Genomic DNA, 19796 nt, shown 5'->3' on the forward strand with positions numbered 1-19796 from the left:
CAAAAATCAGCTGCGCGCCACCAGCACTACGCCGACGATGATGACGGCGATGCCGATCAGCTTCTGCGCGGTGAGGGCCTCGCCGAACATCCAGTATGCCAGCATGGCGTTGACCACGTAGCCGATCGACAGCATCGGGTAGGCGACGCTGACCTCCACCCGCGACAGCGCCATGATCCAAACCACCACGCTGACCGCGTAGCAGGACAGGCCGCCGATGATGGGCAGGTTGGTGGCCAGCGACCAGCCTATCGGCAGCGCGTTGGCGGCGGAAAAATCGAAGTGGCCGATCTGGCGCACCCCGGCCTTCAAGCACAGCTGCGCGGCGGCGTTGAGCAGCACGCCGAACAGTATCAATCCGAATTCAATCAGCTTCATGCATCCATTTCCAATTTCGCCCGCGCGCAGGCGGCGCGGGACATTTCCCTCTCCCTTCGGGAGTGTTCTAGGGCTTGGCCACCACCTTGCGGCGCGGGTCCTGGTAGATCACCTTCATCGGCAGCCCCTGGCGTTTCAGCAGCTGGTAGGTGTCGTCGGTCAGCATCGCCACCGCCCTGGGCGCCGCCAGCCAGCGCGCGGGGAACTGCGCCAGCTGCGGCAGCCAGCGCTGCGGTTCCTGGCCTTCGCCGAACTCGAACTCGTCGACGAAATCCACCAGCGTCACCGGCCGGCCCACGTAATACGGGAAGGTCTGATCGTAATAGCGGACGGAGAATACCGCGCTGTCCGGCGTCAGATAGGGCTGGATCTGCGCGACGATCTCCTTGCTGCCCTTCAGGCGGCCGTAGCTGTCGTGGCCGCAGGCGGCCAGGGTGACGGCGGCGAGGCTGGCGAAAGACAGCGCGGCCACCGCGGCCAGCATTTTGCCGCGCGAGAGCGCGAACCAGGCATAGGCCGCGCCCAGCAGGAACACGGCGGCGCCGGCGGCGATGAAATGCGCGAACGGCTGCAGCACCTCCAGCGGCGAATCGACGCTGGCGAAGCGGCCGACGAAGGGCCAGGCCGCCAGCAGCGCCAGCCACAGCAGCGCCGGCAGCAGCAGGTGTTTTTTCAGCGCCGCCGGCGCCATCCGGGTGAAGCTGTGGGCCAGCAGCAGCGCCAGCGCCGGGAACAGCGGCAGGATGTAGGACGGCAGCTTGGAGCTGGACTTGCTGAAGAAGGCGAAGATGAACACGCTCCAGATCAGCAGCAGCCGGCCGACGCGCAGGCCGGCGGCGCGGTCGGCCCAGCCTTCCTTGACGATGCGCGGCAGCAGCGTGGTCCACGGCAGCAGGCCTATCAGCAGATAGGGCACGAAATACCAGGGCGCGCCGGTGCGCTTGTGCTCGGTGGTGAGAAAGCGCTCGAAGTGTTCGCGGATGAAGAAGAAGTGGGCGAAGGTCGGATTGCGCTCTGAAACCAGCACGAACCACGGCGCGGTGAGCGCGAAGAACAGAGCCAGGCCGCTGAGCCAGTGCATGCGTTTCCAGAACGCCCATTGCCAGTTGAGCAGGCTGTACAGCACCAGGGTGGCGCCGGGAATCAGCAGGCCGATCAGGCCCTTGCTGAGCGTGGCACCGGCCATCGCCGCCCAGGTGAGCCACATCCAGTTGCGGGCGTCGCGCGGGCTGGCGCCGTCGCGTTGCGCCAGCAGGAAGCCGCACAGCGCGGCGGCGAGGAAAAAGCTGACGCCCATGTCCAGCGACAGGAAATGGCTGTTGGCGACGATCCAGGCGCAGCTGCCGGCGGCCAGCGCGGCGTAGCGGCCGGTTTCCACGCCCCATAGCCGGCGAGCGGTGAAGGCGGTGAGCGCCACGGTGAGGAAGCCGGTGAGGCCGGGCCAGAAGCGGGCGGCGAAATCGTTGACGCCGAAGGCGGCGAAGCTTGCCGCCCCCATCCAGTATTGCAGGATGGGCTTCTCGAAATACAAGAGGCCGTTCAGGCGCGGGGTGATCCAGTCGCCGCTGTGCAGCATGAACAGCGAGATCGTCGCGTAGCGGCCTTCATCGGCGTGGATCAGGCCGCGGTAGCCGAGCGAGCCGAACCAGACCAGGGCGAACAGCAGCCACAGGGCGGGTTCCAGGGCCCGTGGCAGGGCGGTGGCGGAGCCGGAGGATGTGCGCATCGGAAATTTGGGCGGTGAGAGTTGTTGGTTCAAGCCAACTGACTAGCATAACCGATCTGGCCGGCGCTGTACGTTGGCGCTTTGTAACCGGAGCCGGCTCACAGCCAGTCGCGGGCCGGCAGGAAGTCGGTGTACAGCTTGTCTTCCGGGCTGCCGGCTTCCGGCTGGTAGCCGTACTCCCAGCGCGCCAGCGGCGGCATCGACATCAGGATGGATTCGGTGCGGCCGCCGGACTGCAGGCCGAACAGGGTGCCGCGGTCCCACACCAGGTTGAACTCCACGTAGCGGCCGCGGCGGTAGAGCTGGAACTGGCGCTCGCGCTGGCCCCAGGCGGTATCGCGGCGCTTTGCCACGATGGGCAGGTAGGCGTCGAGGTAGCCGTCGCCCACCGCCTGCATGAAGGCGAAGCTCCGCTCGAAGCCCCAGGCGTTGAGGTCATCGAAGAACAGGCCGCCTATGCCGCGCGCTTCGCCCCTGTGCTTGAGGAAGAAATACTCGTCGCACCATTTCTTGTACTGCGGGTAGACCTCGGCGCCGAACGGCGCGCACAGGTCGCGCGCCACCGTGTGCCAGTGCACCGCGTCTTCCGCCACCGGGTAGTAGGGCGTCAGGTCGAAGCCGCCGCCGAACCACCATACCGGCGCCTCGCCGTCTTTTTCGGCGATGAAGAAACGCACATTGGCGTGGCTGGTGGGGATGTGCGGATTGGTCGGGTGGATCACCAGCGATACTCCCATCGCCTCGAAGCGGCGGCCGGCCAGCTCCGGCCGGTGCGCGCTGGCGGACGCCGGCAGCGCCTCGCCGTGGACGTGGGAGAAGTTGACGCCGGCCTGCTCGAACACCGCGCCCTCGATCAGCACCCGGCTGCGGCCGCCGCCGCCAGCTTCGCGCTGCCATGCGTCCTCGACGAAGCGGGCCTTGCCGTCGCTTTGCTCCAGCGCGGCGCAGATGCGGTCTTGCAGGTCCAGCAGGAAGGCTTTTACGGCGTCGCTGTGCGGGTGGCTCATGCGTGGGGTCCCTGCGGGTAGCAAAACCTCGATTGTACCAGACCGCGGTAGGCTGTTTGGCAGCTGAAAAAGGCAAAGCCCGCCGAAGCGGGCTGAGTCAGAGAAGGCGGCGGCTTAGAAGAGGTAGCTGAGGCCGGCCTTGAACCGATTGATGCCGTTGGTTTTCAGACCGGCATCGTCTCCTGCCTGGTAGCGGGCGGGGATGTATTCGCATTCGCCGCGCATGGGCAGATTCTTGTCGATGGCGTAGCTGGCGCCGAAGCCGACGCCGGCTTTGGCGTTACTGGTATTCGGGCCCTCTAGGCCGTTGCCCTTGAGGCTGAGCTTGCCACACACTTCCAGGTTGTCCGACACCGGAATGATGCCGAGTACAGCCAAGCGCTCGGCGCGCAGAGACAGCAACCGAGTGATCGTGCCTTCATCGGAGGGAATGCCGCCCTGCATCTTGCCGAAGTCGGCGTAGGACAGTTCAGTTGCCAGATTAGGAGTTGATGCGGTAGCCGGCGCCAATTTCCCAACGGGTGCCGCCAGCCCTGTTGTTTTGCAACTGGGTACCTTCGGTATCGCCGACTGATCTGGCATGCGACTGGGGATCTGGGAGGGCGGAAAGCAAAACCGCCTGCGGATGGCAGGCGGGGGCGCGCGGCGGGGAGAAAACCGTTCAGGCGGCGGCGAAGGCTGTCCAGCCATAAGGCTGTTCCGCGCTTTGCGGGCGGGCGTGGCTGTTGAAGAACTTGAGGCTGCGCTGCAGCACTTCGGCGCGCTCGTTGTCCACCATCACCATATGGTAGCTGTTGGACAGCGGCATGAAGTCCACCGGGCCGCCCAGGTATTGCATCAGATAGTGGGCGGAGCGCGGGCTGGTGATGTCGTCCTCGTCGGCGTGGACGATCAGCGTCGGACAGGTGATTTCCGCCAGGCGCGGCATCAGTTGGCGGCGCAGGCGGTCCACTTCGCGGATGCACATCAGTGGAATGTAGGCGTAGTGGAATCGGTCGCCGCGCTCGAAGCGCTGCTGGATGGCTTTGCGGATGCGGGCGTTCTTGATGCCGAACGGCGACACTTCCGGCACGCGCATCTTCTTGGCCAGACCCGGTACATGGTAGACCGCGTGTCGCAGCCAGGTTAGCTTGGGCAGGCTCCAGCCGTCCAGGAACATCGGCGGCGCGTACAGCGCCAGCCGGTCCTGATGCTTTTCGCGGCGAGCCACTTCCAGCGCCACCAGTCCGCCCAGGCACACGCCGGCCAGATGCACCACCTTGTGCTTGGCCTTCAGCGCGCGGTATTCATTGCGAATGCTTTCCACCCACTCTTCCCAGCCTACGCCGAGCAAATCTTCCGGACTGCCACCATGGCCGGGCAGAACCGGGGAGTGGGTGACAATATCGGCATCTTCCAGTGTGCGGCCTAGTGCGCCCAGATCGTAGGCGGTACCACCCAGGCCATGCACCAGCAGTGCCGCCGGTCGTGAGGAAACCATTTCGCAATAATCCTTAATGTGTTGATAGCCTGCATTATCCGCAAGGCGACGACAAGGGTCTGTTGGCTTCCTGTCGGCGCTTTGTGACGGTGAGTGACTTATTGCTGGCGTGCATCCGGTTGCGCAATGATCATGCGGAAACGGGCGCCGCCCAGCTTGCTGGCCCCGGCGCTGGCGTGGCCCAGATGGTGTTCGGCGATCAGCCGGACGAAGGACAGGCCCAGGCCGTGGCCGCCGGTGGCGCGGTCGCGGCTGCGGTCCAGCCTGAGGAAGGGCTCGAAGACCTTCTCGCGGTCTTCCTCGGGGATGCCGCAGCCGTCGTCGTCCACTTCGATGATCAGCTGCGATCCCTGGTGATAGACCTGCATCCGCACTTGCCGGTGCGCATATTTGAAAGCGTTGAGCAGCAGGTTGCGGGTGGCGATGTACATCAGTTTGCGGTCGAAGGCGCCGTCTTCGCGCGCGCAGTCCAGCGTCAGCTCCAGGCCCGGCGGCTTCAGCGGGGTGACCAGGTCGATCAGGTCGTCGAACCAGTCGAACAGGTCTATGGTTTCCAGGTGCAGCGGCACTTCGCTGCGCTTGAGCTTGGCGAACTCCATGCTGGTGCTGATCAGCTCTTCCAGCTCCTGCAGGTCGCGCTCCATGCCGTCGCGGTAGCGCTGCCATTCGGCCGCATCTTCCTCCTCCTCCAGCATGGTCAGGCCGAAGCGCAGCCGGGCGATCGGGGTGCGGATTTCATGGGCGATGGCGTGCGACAGCGCCTGTCGCGTCTCCAGTTGCCGCTCCAGCCGCGAGGCCATGCTGTTGAAGGCCAGCGGCAGCGGCGCGAACAGCCGGCTTTTGGCGGTGCGGGCGCGGGCGCTGAAATCGCCCTCGGCGAACACCTCGGCGGTGCGGCGCACTTCCAGCAGGTCTTTCCACAACGGCTGCAGGCTGAAGTAGAGCAGGGTGCCCAGCGTGCTGCCGGACAGCAGCATCCAGATCAGCAGCACCTCTATGTCTTCGCTGATCCAGTTGCTGTCGCTGGACTGCACGTCCAGCGGCCCCAGCGCCAGCAAGCGCTTGCTGGCGGGCATCGGCGCGTACAGCAGCTGGTTGTCGCCGTCCAGATAGGGTTTGCCTTGCCGCAGCAGCGGGCGGGCGTCGCGCTCCAGTTCGGTCGGCAACTGATCGACCAGCTTCAGCGGATAGCTGAAGCTGCGGGCGATGGCTGCCAGTTGGGCGTCCCAGTTCTGCTGCGGCTGCGCCTGCAGGCGGTCGCGCAGCAGCGAGATGGTGCCGTTCATGAATTCGAGCTTGCTGACCTGGTCGCTTTTCTCGTACAGCTTGGTCACCAGGAAGCCGAAGCCGATGATGATCAACAGCTGCACCAGCATGGTGGCCAGGAAGTAGCGGGCGAACAGCGTGCCCAGCGACGGTTTGAACCAGCCGCGCATAGTCTTCGACGGCATCGTTTATTCCCAGTCGCTGCGCGAGAACAGGTAACCCTTGCCGCGCACGGTCTTGATCCGCGCCGGCGCATCGGGGTTGTCGCCCAGCTTGCGGCGCAGCCGCGAGATGCGGGCGTCAATCGAGCGGTCCAGTCCGTCGAAGCCTATGCCGCGCAGCTCGCTCATGATGTCGTCGCGCGACAGCACCTGGCCGGCGTGGGTGGCCAGCAGCCACAACAGGTCGAATTCGGCTGTGGTCAGCTCGATCTGCTCGTCGCCCAGCAGCGCCTCGCGCGTGCCCTGGCTGATGCTGAACTGGCCGAAGATGATGCCATCGCTTTCGGTTTGGACGCCGCTGCCGTCCTGGCGCCCGCCGCTGCTGTTGCGGCGTAGCAGCGCGCGGATGCGCGCCAGCAGGCGGCGCGGCTCCACCGGCTTGGCCAGGTAGTCGTCGGCGCCCAGCTCCAGGCCCAGTATCTCGTCAACGTCCTCGTCGCGCGCGGTCATCATCAGGATGCGGCCGCTGTAGTGCGGGCGCACGTCGCGGCAGACATCGAAGCCTTCCTTGCCCGGCAGCATCACGTCCAGCACCACCAGGTCGGGCCGGCTGTCCAGGATGGCCGCCGGCGCGGTGTCGCCGCGGCCGTGCAGGCTGACTTGGTAGCCGTGCTTGGTCAGGTAGGCGGCGATCAGCTCGGCCAGCCTGGCATCGTCTTCCACGATGAGAATGTGTTGTGCCATTGCGTACGTATTCCGATTCATCGGGCAAAAATAGTAACACGCGGCTGAATGGCTGACAGGCTTGTGTTTCACCGCCCATGCCGACAGAATCAATAATGTAGAACCACACCCGGATGCAGACCGGCAGATGGGCTGCCGATCAAGTGAGCTGGGGGAGATAGAGAACAGGAACTTCCTTATGCAACAACTCAAGCAGTGTGTCGTCTGGCTGCTGGTGGCGCTGGCGGGGGCTACCGCCTTCGCCATGATGGCGCTGAACCGGGGCGAGACGATCAATGCGGTATGGCTGGTGGTGGCGGCCTTGTCAGTGTATGCCATCGCCTACCGCTTCTACAGCCGCTTCATCGCCGACAAGGTGCTGGAGCTGGACGCGCGCCGGCTGACGCCGGCCGAGAAGTTCAACGACGGGCTCGATTACGTGCCCACCAACAAATGGGTGGTGTTCGGCCACCACTTCGCCGCCATCGCCGGCGCCGGCCCGCTGGTGGGCCCGGTGCTGGCCGCGCAGATGGGCTATCTACCCGGCACGCTGTGGATACTGGTCGGCGTGATGCTGGCCGGCGCGGTGCAGGACTTCATGGTGCTGTTCCTGTCCATGCGCCGCGACGGCAAGTCGCTGGGCGAGATGATACGCCAGGAGCTGGGCGACATTCCCGGCGTCATCGCCTCCGTAGGCGTGCTGATGATCATGGTGATCCTGCTGGCGGTGCTGGCGCTGGTGGTGGTGAAAGCGCTGGCCGGCAGCCCGTGGGGAACGTTCACCATCGCCTGCACCATTCCGATCGCGCTGTTCATGGGCGTCTACACCCGCTTCATCCGGCCGGGCAAGATCGGCGAGGTGTCGGTGCTGGGCTTCATCCTGTTGATGCTGGCCATTGTCTATGGCGGCGACGTGGCCAGGAGCCCCGCGCTGGCGCCGCTGTTCACGCTGTCCGGCACCACGCTGGCCTGGGCGCTGATAGGCTACGGCTTCATCGCCTCGGTGCTGCCGGTGTGGTTGCTGCTGGCGCCGCGCGACTACCTGTCCACCTTCCTGAAAATCGGCACCATCGTCGGCCTGGCAATCGGCATCCTGATCGTGGCGCCGCAGCTGCACATGCCGTCGATCACCCGCTTTGTCGACGGCAGCGGGCCGGTGTTCGCCGGCAACCTGTTCCCCTTCCTGTTCATCACCATCGCCTGCGGCTCGGTGTCGGGCTTCCATGCGCTGGTGGCGTCGGGCACCACGCCCAAGCTGATAGAAAATGAAAAGCAGGCGCGGCTGATAGGCTACGGCGCGATGCTGGTGGAAAGCTTCGTTGCCATCATGGCGCTGATCGCCGCCTGCGTGCTGGACCCGGGCGTCTACTTCGCGATGAACAGCCCGGCGGCGCTGATAGGCAAGACCGCGGCCGATGCCGCCCAGGCGATTTCCGGCTGGGGCTTCGTCGTCACGCCCGACATGCTGACCCAGCTGGCGACGGATGTCGGCGAGCACACCATCCTGTCGCGCGCCGGCGGCGCGCCGACGCTGGCGGTGGGCATGGCGCACATCCTGTCCGGCGTGATAGGCGGCAAGACCATGATGGCGTTCTGGTACCACTTCGCCATCCTGTTCGAGGCGCTGTTCATCCTCACCACGGTGGACGCCGGCACCCGGGTGCTGCGCTTCATGATCCAGGATCTGCTCGGCTTCTTCGTCAAGCCGATGGCCAATACTGAGTCGTGGGTGGCCAACTTTGTCGCCACCGGCTTGGCTGTTTCTGCCTGGGGTTACTTCCTGTACCAGGGCGTGGTCGATCCGCTGGGCGGCATCAACACGCTGTGGCCGCTGTTCGGCATCGCCAACCAGATGCTGGCCGGCATCGCGCTGATGCTGGCTACCGTGGTGCTGGTGAAGATGCAGAAGACGCGCTACGTGTGGGTGACCGCGGTTCCCACCGCCTGGCTGCTGATCGCCACGCTGGTGGCGGGATGGCAGAAGTTGTTCGACCCCAGCCCCAAGATCAGCTTCCTCACCCACGCCGACAAGTTCGCCGCCGCCGCGGCCAATGGCGAGCTGCTGGCGCCGGCGAAAAGCATGGCGCAAATGCAGCAGATCATCTTCAATGATTATGTGGACGCCACGCTGACGGCGATGTTCATGCTGGTGGTGCTGTCCATGCTGGTGTTCGGCATCCAGGTGATTCGCAGGTCGTTGGCGGTGAAATGGGTGACGGCCAAGGAAGTGCCGGCAGTCTACCGGCAGGAGGGAGGTGCCAATGGCTGAATGGTGGCAGGCGTGGGTGAAAACGGCGCGGCTGATGGTGGGGGTCAAGGATTATGACGCCTACTTGCTCAGTCGGCGGCGTTGCAACCCGGACGCCAAGGTGATGAGCCGCGAAGCGTTTTTCCGCTATTGCCAGGACGAGCGCTACGGCGGCAAGTCGATGAAAAAGTGCCCGTGCTGAGTTGAGCGCGGGAGTGGCGATGTGAAAAGCCGCCCGGCGATGCCGGGCGGCTTTTCTCTTGAGGCAGGCTCAATCGGCCTGATGGCTGAGCGCCATGCCGGGCGTGCCGGCGTAGAAAACCAGTAACTCCACCGCTTGATCGCCGGTGACGCCGCGATGCGCCTCCCCCACCATTTCGGGCAGCGTGTCGCCAGCGTGCAAATGCTTGGTCAGACCGTCCGCTTTTCTCTCCAGGACCAGGGAGCCGGACAGCACGTACGCGGCGTTGGGCATGGGGTGGGTATGCCAAGGCAGGCTGGTGTGCGGCGGAATGGTGATTCTGAGCAGGGTGAGTTCCGGTTTGCCGGCAGGATAGGCGGCGTAAGCCTTACCATCCCAGGAGGCGCTGCTTTTGAGCAGCACCTGGGCGCGTACCAGCTACGCTCCCGCGGTCGGCTGCGGTTTGGCGGCCAGGGCCAGCGGAGCGCATAGCCATAGCGCGGCGGCGAGGCGCAGCGCAAGAACGGGGGACGATTTCATTGGTTTTCTCCTTGGTCGACGAAAGCGATGGCGCTGCCAAGAGCCAAGCGGGGCAAAGACGTTGCGCAGGCTTGTGATCCCGTGGGCTGGCGAGTGCGGCGGCGACTTAGCGCAGTACGGTCATCACGCCCATATTGATCAGCGCGCCGCCTATTATCAGCCAGCCGAACAGCACGCTGGCGAGCAGCAGCGGTTTGGCGCCGGCCTGGCGGATGGCCGAGACATGGGTGGTGATGCCCAGCGCGCCCATCGCCGCGGCCAGCAGCAGGTTGTCCAGCGCGATGACCTGGTTCAGCAGCGCGTGCGGCAGCAGATTGAAGGAGTTGAAGCCGGCCACGCCGAGGAAGGCGACGGCGAACCAGGGGATGGTGATGCCGGTCTTCTCATGGCTGTCGCCGCGGTGCTTCTTCGCCAGCCAGCCGGACAGCGCGATCAGGAAGGGCGCCAGCATCATGACCCGTATCATCTTGGTGATCACCGCAGTGTTCATCGCCGCGTCGCTGACCGATTTGCCGGCGGCCACCGCCTGCGCCACTTCATGGATGGTGGAGCCGGCGAACAGGCCGTAGCTGAATTCGGAAATTCCCAGGTAGCGCACCGCCTCGTACATTATCGGCCACAAGAACATCGCCGCGGTGCCGAACACCACCACGGTGGCCACCGCCACCGCCACTTTCTCGGCGTGAGCCTTCAGCACCGGTTCGGTGGCCAGCACCGCCGCCGCGCCGCAGATCGAACTGCCGGCGCCGATCAGGATCACGCTCTGCTCGTCCAGCCCCAGTTTCCTGCGGCCGACCCAGAAAGCCAGGAAGAAGGTGGAAGTCAGCACCAGCGCGTCTATCAATACGCCGGAGAAGCCTACCGCCGCGATGTCCTGGAAGGTCAGCTTGAAGCCGAACAGGATGATGCCGGCGCGCAGCAGCTTCTGCTTGGAAAAGGCGATGCCGTGGTGGCTGGGGTCGGCGATGAAGCGATAGACGGTGTTGCCGATGATCATGCCGCCGACGATGGCGATGGTGAGCGCGGAGAAGCCCAGGTTTTTCATCGCCGGCATGTCGGCGGCCCAGATGGCGGCGCCGGCCAGGCCCAGGGCCAGCAGCAGGCCGGGAATCAGGTTGCGATATTTGGTCATAAGTTAATGCCTCTTCGGTATATGACCAAGATACGCCACTGTATGTCAGTAGAAAAACAGATAAAATTAATAGATATCAGTAGTAAAAATGATTAATTGTCGATGGAGGGCGCAATGAGCCTGCATATCAGCCTGCGCGAACTGGAAGTATTCGTGGCGGTGGCGGAACTGGATACCGTGACGCGCGCGGCGAACCGGTTGGCCTTGACCCAGTCCGCCGCCAGCCAGGCGCTGGACAAGCTGGAGCAGGGCCTGGGGGCGAAGTTGTTCGACCGGGTGGGGCGGCGGCTGCTGATCAATGAGCATGGCCGCCTGCTGTTGCCGCGCGCCCGCGCATTGCTGGACGCCGCCGCCGACGTGCAAGGCTTGTTCGCGGGCGACGCGCTGGCGCTGCGGATAGGCGCCAGCACCACCATCGCCAACTATCTGCTGCCGCCGCTGCTGGCGGCATTCCGGAAGGATTGGCCGCGGGCGCGGCTGGAGCTGGAGGTGGCCAATACCCGCGACATCGTCGAGGCGGTGGCGGCCTTCCGCGTCGATTTCGGCCTGATAGAAGGCCCGTGCCACCATCCGGAGCTGCTGGCCAGCGCTTGGCGGCAGGACGAATTGCTCGTGTTCGTCGGCGCCGGCCATCCGCTGGCCGGGCGCAAGGTGGCGGCGGCGGAACTGGCCGAGGCCGAATGGATATTGCGCGAAGCCGGCTCCGGCACGCGCGAGGAGGTGGAGCGGGTGCTGCTGCCGCACTTGATGCGGCTGGCCATCAGCATGGAGCTGGGCCATTCCGAGGCGATCAAGCACGCGGTGGCGGCGGGCCTGGGCGTCAGCTGCCTGTCGCGCCACGTGGTGGCCGACCTGCTGGCGGCGGGCGTCGTCGTCGAGGTGGACGCCGACTTGCCGGCGCTGACGCGCATCCTGTACCGGATACAGCACCGCGACAAGGCGGTCAGCCGCGGCATGGCGGCGTTCGGCGGCCAGCTGCGATGAAAAACGGGCGGGGCCGCAAGGCCCTCGCCCGTTGTCGCTTCGGCGATCTGAAACGACCGTCAGTGCGCGCCGCTGTCGCCGCCGGAGGCGGAGAACGGCGGCTTGGCGAACCAAACCAGGCCGATCAGGATCACGAAAAGGATGCCGGACAGCCAGAAGATCTCGTTGGCGGCCATGACATAACCCTGCTTGGTGACCTGCAGCTGGGTCAGCGCCGCCTGCTGGCCGGAGTTCAGCCCCAGCTTGTCCAGTACGCCGAACCACTCTTGCGAGGCCTGATCGTACAGGCTGACGTGCTCGGTCAGCTTGGAGTGGTGCAGCGCCTCGCGCCGGTCCCACATGGTGGTGGTGATCGAGGTGCCGATGCTGCCGGCCAGGATGCGCAGGAAGTTGGACAGGCTGGAGGCGCTGGCGATGCGCGACGCCGGCAGGCCGGACAGCGTGATGGCGGTCAGCGGCATGAAGAAGCAGGCCACGCCTATGCCTTGCACCACCTGCGGCCATACCACGTAGGAAAAGTCCATGTCCGGGTTGAAGGTGCTGCGCCAGAAGAAGCAGATGGCGTAGACGCTGAAGCTCACCGTCACCACCCAGCGCATGTCCCAGCGGTGCGCGTTCTTGCCGATGATGGGCGACAGCACCACCGGGATCAGGCCTATCGGCGCGGCGGCGAGGCCGGCCCAGGTGGCGGTGTAGCCCAGCTGGGTCTGCAACATCAAGGGCAGCAGCACCACAGTGCCGAAGTACAGCATGAAGCCCAGGCTGATGGCGATGGTGCCGACGGTGAAGTTGCGCCGGCTGAACAGCGACAGGTCGACGATGGGGTGTTCCTCGCCCAGTTCCCAGATCACCAGGTAGACCAGCGCCAGCACCGCCACCACCGCCAGGGTGACGACCTCGACGGAGTTGAACCAGTCCAGCTCCTTGCCGCGGTCGAGCACCATTTGCAGCGAACCGACACCGATCACCAACAGCGCCAGGCCGATCTTGTCGATCGGCAAGTCGACGGTGTCGGTTTCTCGCGGCTTCATGATGCGCCAGGAAATGAAGGCCGCCGCCAGTCCCACCGGCACGTTGATGAAGAAGATCCAGCCCCAGTGCCAGTTGTCGCTGATCACCCCGCCCAGAATCGGGCCGAATACCGGCGCGACGATCACCGTCATCGCCCAGAGCGACAGCGCCAGTCCTTTCTTGGCTGCCGGATAGCAGGAGAGCAGCAGGCTTTGCGACAGCGGAATCATCGGACCGGCCACCGCGCCTTGCAGTATGCGGAAGAAGATCAGCATTTCCAGGCTGCTGGACATGCCGCACAGCCAGGAGGTGAGCACGAACAGCAAGGTGGAGGCGGTGAACAGCTTCACCTCGCCGATGCGTTTGGCCAGCCAGCCGGTGAGCGGCACCGCGATGGCGTTGGCCACGCCGAAGGAGGTGATCACCCAGGTGCCCTGGCTGGTGGCCGCGCCCAGGTTGCCCGATATCGTGGGCAGCGCCACGTTGGCGATGGTGGTGTCCAGCACCTGCATGAACACCGACATCGACAGCGCCAGCGTGATCCAGACCAGTTTCGAGCCGGTCAGTGGCGGATGGTTCATGGCGAAGGGTTCCTTACTTGCCGGCTTCGGCGTTGGCGGCCAGGATGTCGGCCACCAGCTTGTCGGCCTGCTTCAGGTCGGGCAGCGTGTTGTTGTTCTCGCTGGGGGCGTGTGCCGGAGCGGCCTCGGCCAGCGACTTGCCGTCCTGGTTGCTGGTGTCCACCACCGCGTCTATCGACAGGCCGACCCGCAGCGGGTGGTCTTTCAGCTCCTGCGCATCCAGCGCGATGCGCACCGGCACGCGCTGCACCACCTTGATCCAGTTGCCGGTGGCGTTCTGCGGCGGCAGCAGCGAGAAGGCGCTGCCGCTGCCGGCGGCCAGGCCCTGTACCTTGCCGTGGTAGGTGACCTTGCCGCCGTAGAGGTCGGACTTGATCTCCACCGGCTGGCCGACGCGGATCTTGGCCAACTGGCTTTCCTTGAAGTTGGCGTCCACCCACAGGTTTTCCAGCGGTACTACCGCCATCAGCGGGGTGCCGGCGGCGATGCGCTGGCCCACCTGCACGTTGCGGCGGGCGATGGTACCGGAGAGCGGCGCCTTGATCTCGGTGCGCTGCAGATTGAGCCAGGCTTCCTTCAGGCGGCTGGCGGCGGCCTTTACCGTGGGCTGCTGCGCCAGCGCGTCTTTGCCTACCAGGGCCAGGCCGGCCTTGGCCTGCTCTTGGGCGGCGGTGAGGGAGGCCTGGGCTGCGGCGACCGCATCGTTGGCATGGCCCAGCTCTTCGGCGGACATCGCCTCGCTGCCGGCGATCTGCTTGCGGCGTTTCAGGTCGGCTTCGGCGCGGGACAGCTCCGCCTGGCGCAACGCCACCTGGGCGTTGAGCTGCTGGGTGTTGGTCATCAGCTGGCGGGTCTGGCGCACGGTCTGGGCGAATTCGTTGCGGGCGCGCTCGAACGCCAGTTGGGCGTCGCTGTTGTCGTAGCTCAGCAGCAGTTGGCCGGCCGTCACTGCCTGGGTGTCGTCCACCAGGATCTTGGCGACGGTGCCGCCCACTTCCGGCGTGACCTGCACCAGGTGGCCGCCGACGTAGGCGTCGTCGGTGTTTTCCTGATGGCTCAGCACCAGGGTCCAGTAGGCGCCGTAGCCGATGGCGATGGCGGCGAACAGGGTGGTGGCCACCAGCAGATTGCGTTTGCGGTTGTTCGCGGTTTCTATTTTCTGATCCATTGCTTGGTGTCCTTAGTGGCTGGCGGGCAGGGAGTCGAAGCCGCCACCCAGTGCGGTATTCAGGGAAGCCCAGGCCAGACGGTTGGCGGCCTTGGCGTCGATGTAGGAGGATTGCTGGCTCAGCAGGGCGTCCTGAGCGTCAAGCAGCGACAGCTTGTTGACCAGGCCGGCGCGCAGGCGCGAAACCATCGCGTCGTTGGCCCTGCGGCTGCTGGCGAGCGCGCGCTCGGCCTGCTTCAGCTGGCGCTGGCTGTTCTGCCAGCCGGATACCGAGTCGGCGGCGTCGCGCAGCGCGTCCAGCACGGTCTGGTTGTACTGCTGCACCGCCATGTCGTAGCCGGCCTGCTGTTTGGACAGGTTGGACTGCAGCTGGCCGGAGTGGAACAGCGGCAGATTGATCGCCGGCATGAAGCCCCACAGCGAAGAGCCGCTCTTGAACAACTGGTCCATTTCCAGCGAGCTTTGGCCGGCGAACACCGTCAGCTTCACATTGGGGTAGAACTCGGCACGGGCTTCCTTGACCGAGCTGTCCATTGCCTCGACGCGCGCGCGCTGGGCGGCGATGTCGGGACGGCGGCCCAGCAGATTGGCGTCCAGGCTGTCCAACTGCGGCGCCGGCGGAACGTCCAGCTTGCCAGGTTGCAGCACGGCCTGGGCTTGCGGGCCCTGGCCGGTCAGCGCGGCCAGCGCGTGGCGGCTGCGCTCGATGTCGTTGGCGAACGCGCTTTGCTGCTGCAGCAGCTTTTCGATCGACACCTCGTTGCCGCGCTGGTTGTCGCCCGGCAGCAGGCCGGCGTTGATGCGGGCTTGGGTCAGCTTCTCGCGGCTTTGCGCGATGGCCAGCCGTTGCGTCAACAGATCGGCCTGGGCCTGGCTGCGCTGCAGCTGGGTGTATTGGGCGATCACCGCGTGGGTCAGCGTCAGGCGGGTCTGCTCGCCTTCAAAGGCGATCGCTTGTTGCTGGCCGAGCGCGGCGCTGACCGCGGCGTGGTTTTTGCCCCAGAAGTCGAATTCCCAGCTGCCGATCAGCGCCGCGGTGTAGGCGGTGACGTAGTCTTCATGCAGCAGCGGTTTGAGCTGGTCGGTGTGGATCTGCGCGATGTTGGCGGTGGCATCCAGCTGCGGGCCGTCCTTGCTTTCAACGATGCCGACCGCGGCGCGGGCCTGACGCAGGCGCGCGGCCGCCAGTTTCATCGACGGCGCGTCCTTCAGCGTGCTCTCCACCAGCCGGTTCAGCGCAGGGTCGTTCAGTTGCTGCCACCAATCGCCGCTCAGGCTCTGTTTGCCGGGCGCGGCCAGCTTCAGCTGTTCGGCGCCCAGAGCCTGGTCGGGGGTGACATCGGGGCCGAAGCTGGCGCAGCCGCCCAGCACGGCGCTGATCAGCAGCACGCCGGCGGTCTGTGGCCAAGATTTCTTGTTCACCTTGTCGGTCTCCATCAATGATGTATGCGATGCTGTGATATATCTGATGATAATCACACAAGTTATTATTTGGGCGAAAAAAGCATCTACTAGCTCAACCGCCGAGCTTGCTCAGCAGCTTGCGCATCAGCCGTTCCATCTGCATTTTTTCTTCGTCGTCAAAATCGGCCCACAATTCCTTGTGGATCTTGCGGGAGTAGGGCAGCAGGCTTTCCACCAGGGTTACGCCCGCTGGCGTCAGCTCCAGCACGATCTTGCGGCGGTCCTCGGAGCTGGTCGAGCGCGCCGCCCAGCCGTTCTTCACCAATTCGTCGGCGATGCGAGTGGCGTTGGTGCGCGAGGAGTCCAGCGTATCGCTGATGTCGCTCGGATTGAGCGCCTGGTTCGGGCAAGCGTACAAGGCCAGCAACGCCATCCACACGGTTTCGTTCAAGCCGTGTTGCTTCAGGCTTTCGCACATATGGCTGCTCAGCCGCGGCACGATGTGGAAGATCAGCCTGGTGAGGATCACTTCCTGGCGCGGCACGCCGGGAAAGCGGGCCTCGACGTGGTTGATCGCCTGTTCCAATTGGGCAAAGGACTTGTTTGGGCTCATGTCGGATATTTTAGTAACGTACGGTATTATTTTGCAAGTAATAATAAACCCGTTAATGGCTCATCTGCGCGAGCTGTGGTTAAGATGCCAATGGCATTGAAGGTGGTGTGGTCTTGCGCCGCGAGCGAGGCGTGGGAGAGCCATGCAAAACGGCCTGCGCCGTGAAGGGCAGGCCGCGGGATGGCAAGCGCGGGCGCTTATCGGGTCAGCAGGAGCAGCACCTGTTCCGGCGGACGGCCGATGATGGCGCGGTTATCGCCGATGGCGATCGGGCGCTCGATCAGATTGGGATTGTCCACCATCGCGGCGATCAGATGCTTGCGTTCCAGCGTGATGTCGTCCAGATAGAGGTCAGCGTATTCCTCTTCCTTCTGGCGCATCAACTCGCGCGGTTCCAGCCCCAGCAGTTGCAACAGCCGATCCAGCTCCTCATGGCTGGGCGGGTGCTTCAGGTATTCGACGACTTCGATCTCGGCGCCGGCCTCTTCCAGCAGGGCCAGCGCCGCGCGCGACTTCGAGCATTTGGGATTGTGGTAAAGACGGATCATGTGGCTTCTCCCTTGTTATGGGGCGGGGATCTGCGGCATTGACGCAGCATAACCCTGTCGCTGGGTGATGGGAAGATGGCGGCATCGTGGCATGAAAGACCGCGCCTGCCAAGCCTGCTGCTAGCGTTTGGCAAGCGGAGTGCTTATCGTTAACATGACGATATTGCTTATGATTATTGCCTCATGTCCTCATCATCGCGCAGTCATTTCGGCTTGGTCTTCCTGCTGGCAGCCCTGTCCACCATCGGTCCTTTTTCCATAGATACTTTTTTGCCGGCCATGCGCGCCATCGGCGACAGCCTGGCGGCGACGCCGCTGCAGATGCAGCAGGCGCTGACGGTTTATCTGTTCTGCTACGCGCTGATGATGTTGTGGCACGGCTCCATCTCAGACGCGGTGGGCCGTCGGCCGGTGGTGCTGGTCACCACGCTGCTGTTCGGCCTGGCGTCCCTGGGCTGCGCCTTGTCCGACAGCCTGGCCATGCTGCTGCTGTTCCGCGGTTTGCAGGGCTTGTGCGGCGGGGCCGGCCTGGTGGTGGGGCGGGCGATCATCCGCGACCGGCTGGACGGCGCGCATGCGCAGCGGCTGATGTCCCAGGTGACCATGCTGTTTTCCTTGTCGCCGGCCATCGCGCCGGTGGTGGGCGGCTGGTTGTTCGGCGCCTTCGGCTGGCATTCCATCTTCGTGTTCATGGCGCTGGTGGGATTCGCGCTGTTTGCGCTGTGCTGGTTCGGCCTGGAGGAGTCCCATGCCCATGAAGCCCGCCAGCCCTTGAAGGCGCGCCATCTGCTGGCCAATTACTGGCAAGTGGCGAAGAAGCGCGACTTTCAGCTGCTGACCGCCGCAGTGTCGTTCAATTTTGCCGGATTTTTCCTGTATGTGCCGTCTGCGCCGGTATTTCTGATGCAGCATCTGCATCTGGGACCCAGCCAGTTTCTGTGGATGTTCGGGCCGGCGGTGTCGGGCATCATGTTCGGCGCCTACTTGTCCGGGCGGATGGCCGGCCATTTCTCGCAGCGCGAGATCGTGTCGCGCGGTTATTGGCTGATGTTCGCCGCGGCGGCGCTCAACCTGGGCTATAACCTGGCAGCCAGCCAGCTGGCTTTGCCGTGGGCGGTGCTGCCGCTGGCGCTGTACACCACTGGCATGTCGCTGGCGGCGCCGTCGATCACCATCAATCTGATGGATCAGTTTCCTTCGCTGCGCGGCACGGTGTCGTCGCTGCAGGGTTTTTGCCAGACCATGCTGTCCAGCCTGGTGGCCGGGGCGATCGCGCCCCTGGCCTGGTCCAGCTCTCTGCGGCTGGCGCTGTGGATGTGCCTACTGCTGGTGCTGGGCTTTGCCTGCCGGATGGGTTACCGGCTGCGGATGAGGGCGTTGGGGCGATAGGGGCCACCGCCGCCTGCCGTCCATTTGGCAGGCATCCGGCTGGCGTCTTTGCTCAGTTGTTGTTCTTCATCGCCAGGACCATTTCGCGCTGGTGTCCCTGCTCTTGCTGTTTCACCAGGCGGTCGCGCAGCAAGGCGGTCAGCACGCCAAGGCACAAGCCGGCGAACAGGCCCAGCGCCATGATCAGGCTGCGCTTGGGTTTGCTTTTCAATTCAGGCGGCACCGCCGGGTCCAGCACCTGGATCAGCGAGGAGTCCTTGGCTTCGTCTATCCGCGCCAGTTCGTATTGCTTGGACAGCAGTTCGAAGATGGTTTCCTGGTACTTGACTTCGCGCAGCTTGCGCAGGTATTCCAGCCCGCTTTGCGCCACCTTGCCAGTGGGAACCAGCAGGTCGTGGCCGTTGCCGTTGCCGGTCTCCATCTTCGAGAGTTGTTCGCGTAGTCCCGCCAGTTCCTGTTCGGTGCGGATGTAGAGCGGGTTTTGCGCGGTGGCATAGCTCTTCATCGCCTCCAATTGCACCTCCTTGGCGGCGATGTTGGCGCGCAGCTGGGTGATCGAGCCGACGATGGCCGGCAACTGGCCTTCCGGCAGCACCATGCCGGTGCTTTCCTGGGTCTTGCGCAGCGCGATTTCGGCGTCGGCCAGTTGGTCCTTGATCTGCTTCAATTGCTGCTCGAAGAACAATCTGCGCTTGGCGGCATCGGTCACCGCCAGCGACTGGTTCAACGCCTTCAATTCCCCGACATAGCCATTGGCCAGCATGGCGGCGAATTTCGGATCGTGATCGTCGACGCTGATGGTGATCAGTCCGTCCTTGCCGTTGCTGAAATTGCTCAAATTTTGCAGCGCCTTGCGGGTGCCATCCAGAGTGTTTTCCTGATAGCGCTGCTTCAACTGATAACGCTGGATCAGCTTGTCCGCCACGCTGCGGCTTTGCAGCATGCCGACGTAGAGATCATTGGGGTTTTTCAGTCCCGAGAGCCCTCCCGCCGTGCTGGCCAGCCCGCCCAGCTGTCCCAGCAGCGCGCTCATGCCGTTGTTTTGCTGCTGCGGCGGCATGATGCTGGTGGTGGCGGTGAACACCGGCCTGGCCAGCAGGCAGTAGGCCAGCGCCAGCGCGCCGAGCAACAGCGTGCAGCCAAATATCCAGCGTTTGTGGCGGGTCAGCCGCAGCAGCAGGGCCAGCAGGTCGACTTCGTTCTTGTCGGCGGCGTGGGTTGCGTTTTGCATCTGCGTCTCCTTCTCGATCTGGCCG

At 64.6% G+C, this 19796-nt stretch carries 19 protein-coding genes; 4 read left to right on the forward strand and 15 right to left on the reverse strand.

The window, feature by feature from the left end; all coding sequences use genetic code 11:
* Positions 1-6: 6 nt before the first annotated feature.
* The 7 genes from BI347_RS03200 to BI347_RS03230 all read right to left on the reverse strand — a co-directional run bounded on the left by BI347_RS03200 (position 7) and on the right by BI347_RS03230 (position 6762).
* Positions 7-378 carry an SMR family transporter gene (locus BI347_RS03200; protein ID WP_071111257.1) on the reverse strand — a complete coding sequence of 124 codons (372 nt, stop codon included), beginning with the start codon at positions 376-378 and terminating at the stop codon, positions 7-9.
* 67 nt (positions 379-445) lie between these two features.
* A complete protein-coding gene (locus tag BI347_RS03205) occupies positions 446-2104 on the reverse strand; it encodes a glycosyltransferase family 39 protein (protein ID WP_071115285.1) in 1659 nt (552 codons plus the stop codon).
* A gap of 98 nt (positions 2105-2202) precedes the next feature.
* Positions 2203-3111: an oxygen-dependent coproporphyrinogen oxidase gene (gene hemF, locus BI347_RS03210; protein WP_071115286.1), complete on the reverse strand. Its 909-nt coding sequence runs from the start codon at positions 3109-3111 to the stop codon at positions 2203-2205.
* A gap of 114 nt (positions 3112-3225) precedes the next feature.
* Positions 3226-3693 carry a hypothetical protein gene (locus BI347_RS03215; RefSeq protein ID WP_139167168.1) on the reverse strand — a complete coding sequence of 156 codons (468 nt, stop codon included), beginning with the start codon at positions 3691-3693 and terminating at the stop codon, positions 3226-3228.
* Positions 3694-3772: 79 nt separating this feature from the next.
* On the reverse strand, positions 3773-4591 hold the full coding sequence (locus tag BI347_RS03220; protein ID WP_071111253.1) for an alpha/beta hydrolase: 819 nt from the start codon (positions 4589-4591) through the stop codon (positions 3773-3775).
* Positions 4592-4689: 98 nt separating this feature from the next.
* Positions 4690-6042, reverse strand: a complete 1353-nt coding sequence (locus BI347_RS03225) for an ATP-binding protein (RefSeq protein WP_071111252.1) — start codon at positions 6040-6042, stop codon at positions 4690-4692.
* Between the two features lie 3 nt (positions 6043-6045).
* Positions 6046-6762 carry a winged helix-turn-helix domain-containing protein gene (locus BI347_RS03230; protein ID WP_071111251.1) on the reverse strand — a complete coding sequence of 239 codons (717 nt, stop codon included), beginning with the start codon at positions 6760-6762 and terminating at the stop codon, positions 6046-6048.
* A 178-nt stretch (positions 6763-6940) separates the two neighbouring features.
* Here BI347_RS03230 and BI347_RS03235 point away from each other — a divergent pair, with 178 nt between their 5' ends.
* Positions 6941-9010 carry a carbon starvation CstA family protein gene (locus BI347_RS03235; RefSeq protein ID WP_071115288.1) on the forward strand — a complete coding sequence of 690 codons (2070 nt, stop codon included), beginning with the start codon at positions 6941-6943 and terminating at the stop codon, positions 9008-9010.
* The gene (locus BI347_RS03240; RefSeq protein WP_071111249.1) at positions 9003-9191 is read left to right on the forward strand and encodes a YbdD/YjiX family protein; all 189 of its coding nucleotides are present in this window, start codon (positions 9003-9005) and stop codon (positions 9189-9191) included. The genes BI347_RS03235 and BI347_RS03240 overlap by 8 nt, the downstream gene beginning before the upstream one ends.
* A 69-nt stretch (positions 9192-9260) precedes the next feature.
* On the opposite strand, the gene BI347_RS03245 is transcribed toward BI347_RS03240, so the two are convergent.
* Both BI347_RS03245 and BI347_RS03250 read right to left on the reverse strand, forming a co-directional pair.
* Positions 9261-9593 (reverse strand): cupin domain-containing protein, encoded by a 333-nt coding sequence (locus BI347_RS03245; RefSeq protein WP_204377994.1) that lies wholly within the window; start codon positions 9591-9593, stop codon positions 9261-9263.
* Between the two features lie 223 nt (positions 9594-9816).
* Entirely contained in the window at positions 9817-10842 is a 1026-nt protein-coding gene (locus BI347_RS03250) for a YeiH family protein (RefSeq protein WP_071115289.1), read from the reverse strand.
* 114 nt (positions 10843-10956) lie between these two features.
* Here BI347_RS03250 and BI347_RS03255 point away from each other — a divergent pair, with 114 nt between their 5' ends.
* A complete protein-coding gene (locus tag BI347_RS03255) occupies positions 10957-11826 on the forward strand; it encodes a LysR family transcriptional regulator (RefSeq protein ID WP_071111247.1) in 870 nt (289 codons plus the stop codon).
* Positions 11827-11885: 59 nt separating this feature from the next.
* Here BI347_RS03255 and BI347_RS03260 read toward each other — a convergent pair whose 3' ends face one another.
* The 5 genes from BI347_RS03260 to arsC form a co-directional block, all read right to left on the reverse strand.
* Complete coding sequence (locus tag BI347_RS03260) at positions 11886-13418, reverse strand: DHA2 family efflux MFS transporter permease subunit (protein WP_071111246.1); 1533 nt, start codon at positions 13416-13418, stop codon at positions 11886-11888.
* 13 nt (positions 13419-13431) lie between these two features.
* On the reverse strand, positions 13432-14586 hold the full coding sequence (locus tag BI347_RS03265; RefSeq protein WP_071115290.1) for an HlyD/EmrA/EmrK family protein: 1155 nt from the start codon (positions 14584-14586) through the stop codon (positions 13432-13434).
* Positions 14587-14598: 12 nt separating this feature from the next.
* The gene (locus BI347_RS03270; RefSeq protein ID WP_239690811.1) at positions 14599-16008 is read right to left on the reverse strand and encodes an efflux transporter outer membrane subunit; all 1410 of its coding nucleotides are present in this window, start codon (positions 16006-16008) and stop codon (positions 14599-14601) included.
* A gap of 94 nt (positions 16009-16102) precedes the next feature.
* Positions 16103-16603, reverse strand: a complete 501-nt coding sequence (locus BI347_RS03275) for a MarR family transcriptional regulator (RefSeq protein ID WP_071111243.1) — start codon at positions 16601-16603, stop codon at positions 16103-16105.
* A gap of 197 nt (positions 16604-16800) precedes the next feature.
* Complete coding sequence (gene arsC, locus BI347_RS03280; protein WP_071111242.1) at positions 16801-17151, reverse strand: arsenate reductase (glutaredoxin); 351 nt, start codon at positions 17149-17151, stop codon at positions 16801-16803.
* A 183-nt stretch (positions 17152-17334) separates the two neighbouring features.
* Between arsC and BI347_RS03285 the strand changes: the two genes are divergently transcribed.
* The gene (locus BI347_RS03285) at positions 17335-18540 is read left to right on the forward strand and encodes a multidrug effflux MFS transporter (protein WP_071111241.1); all 1206 of its coding nucleotides are present in this window, start codon (positions 17335-17337) and stop codon (positions 18538-18540) included.
* Positions 18541-18592: 52 nt separating this feature from the next.
* Here the strand turns inward: BI347_RS03285 and BI347_RS03290 are convergent, their stop codons facing one another.
* Positions 18593-19771 carry a GumC family protein gene (locus BI347_RS03290; protein ID WP_071116327.1) on the reverse strand — a complete coding sequence of 393 codons (1179 nt, stop codon included), beginning with the start codon at positions 19769-19771 and terminating at the stop codon, positions 18593-18595.
* Positions 19772-19796: the final 25 nt, after the last annotated feature.

The sequence above is a fragment of the Chromobacterium sphagni genome, from assembly GCF_001855575.1.
In the GTDB taxonomy this organism is placed as follows: Bacteria; Pseudomonadota; Gammaproteobacteria; order Burkholderiales; family Chromobacteriaceae; genus Chromobacterium; species Chromobacterium sphagni.

Excerpts from the sequence above, each read along its gene's own strand:
- BI347_RS03200 (WP_071111257.1), bottom strand. The coding sequence starts at position 378 with ATGAAGCTGATTGAATTCGGATTGATACTGTTCGGCGTGCTGCTCAAC.
- BI347_RS03205 (WP_071115285.1), bottom strand. The coding sequence starts at position 2,104 with ATGCGCACATCCTCCGGCTCCGCCACCGCCCTGCCACGGGCCCTGGAA.
- hemF (WP_071115286.1), bottom strand. The coding sequence starts at position 3,111 with ATGAGCCACCCGCACAGCGACGCCGTAAAAGCCTTCCTGCTGGACCTG.
- BI347_RS03215 (WP_139167168.1), bottom strand. The coding sequence starts at position 3,693 with ATGCCAGATCAGTCGGCGATACCGAAGGTACCCAGTTGCAAAACAACA.
- BI347_RS03220 (WP_071111253.1), bottom strand. The coding sequence starts at position 4,591 with ATGGTTTCCTCACGACCGGCGGCACTGCTGGTGCATGGCCTGGGTGGT.
- BI347_RS03225 (WP_071111252.1), bottom strand. The coding sequence starts at position 6,042 with ATGCCGTCGAAGACTATGCGCGGCTGGTTCAAACCGTCGCTGGGCACG.
- BI347_RS03230 (WP_071111251.1), bottom strand. The coding sequence starts at position 6,762 with ATGGCACAACACATTCTCATCGTGGAAGACGATGCCAGGCTGGCCGAG.
- BI347_RS03235 (WP_071115288.1), top strand. The coding sequence starts at position 6,941 with ATGCAACAACTCAAGCAGTGTGTCGTCTGGCTGCTGGTGGCGCTGGCG.
- BI347_RS03240 (WP_071111249.1), top strand. The coding sequence starts at position 9,003 with ATGGCTGAATGGTGGCAGGCGTGGGTGAAAACGGCGCGGCTGATGGTG.
- BI347_RS03250 (WP_071115289.1), bottom strand. The coding sequence starts at position 10,842 with ATGACCAAATATCGCAACCTGATTCCCGGCCTGCTGCTGGCCCTGGGC.
- BI347_RS03255 (WP_071111247.1), top strand. The coding sequence starts at position 10,957 with ATGAGCCTGCATATCAGCCTGCGCGAACTGGAAGTATTCGTGGCGGTG.
- BI347_RS03260 (WP_071111246.1), bottom strand. The coding sequence starts at position 13,418 with ATGAACCATCCGCCACTGACCGGCTCGAAACTGGTCTGGATCACGCTG.
- BI347_RS03265 (WP_071115290.1), bottom strand. The coding sequence starts at position 14,586 with ATGGATCAGAAAATAGAAACCGCGAACAACCGCAAACGCAATCTGCTG.
- BI347_RS03275 (WP_071111243.1), bottom strand. The coding sequence starts at position 16,603 with ATGAGCCCAAACAAGTCCTTTGCCCAATTGGAACAGGCGATCAACCAC.
- arsC (WP_071111242.1), bottom strand. The coding sequence starts at position 17,151 with ATGATCCGTCTTTACCACAATCCCAAATGCTCGAAGTCGCGCGCGGCG.
- BI347_RS03285 (WP_071111241.1), top strand. The coding sequence starts at position 17,335 with ATGTCCTCATCATCGCGCAGTCATTTCGGCTTGGTCTTCCTGCTGGCA.
- BI347_RS03290 (WP_071116327.1), bottom strand. The coding sequence starts at position 19,771 with ATGCAAAACGCAACCCACGCCGCCGACAAGAACGAAGTCGACCTGCTG.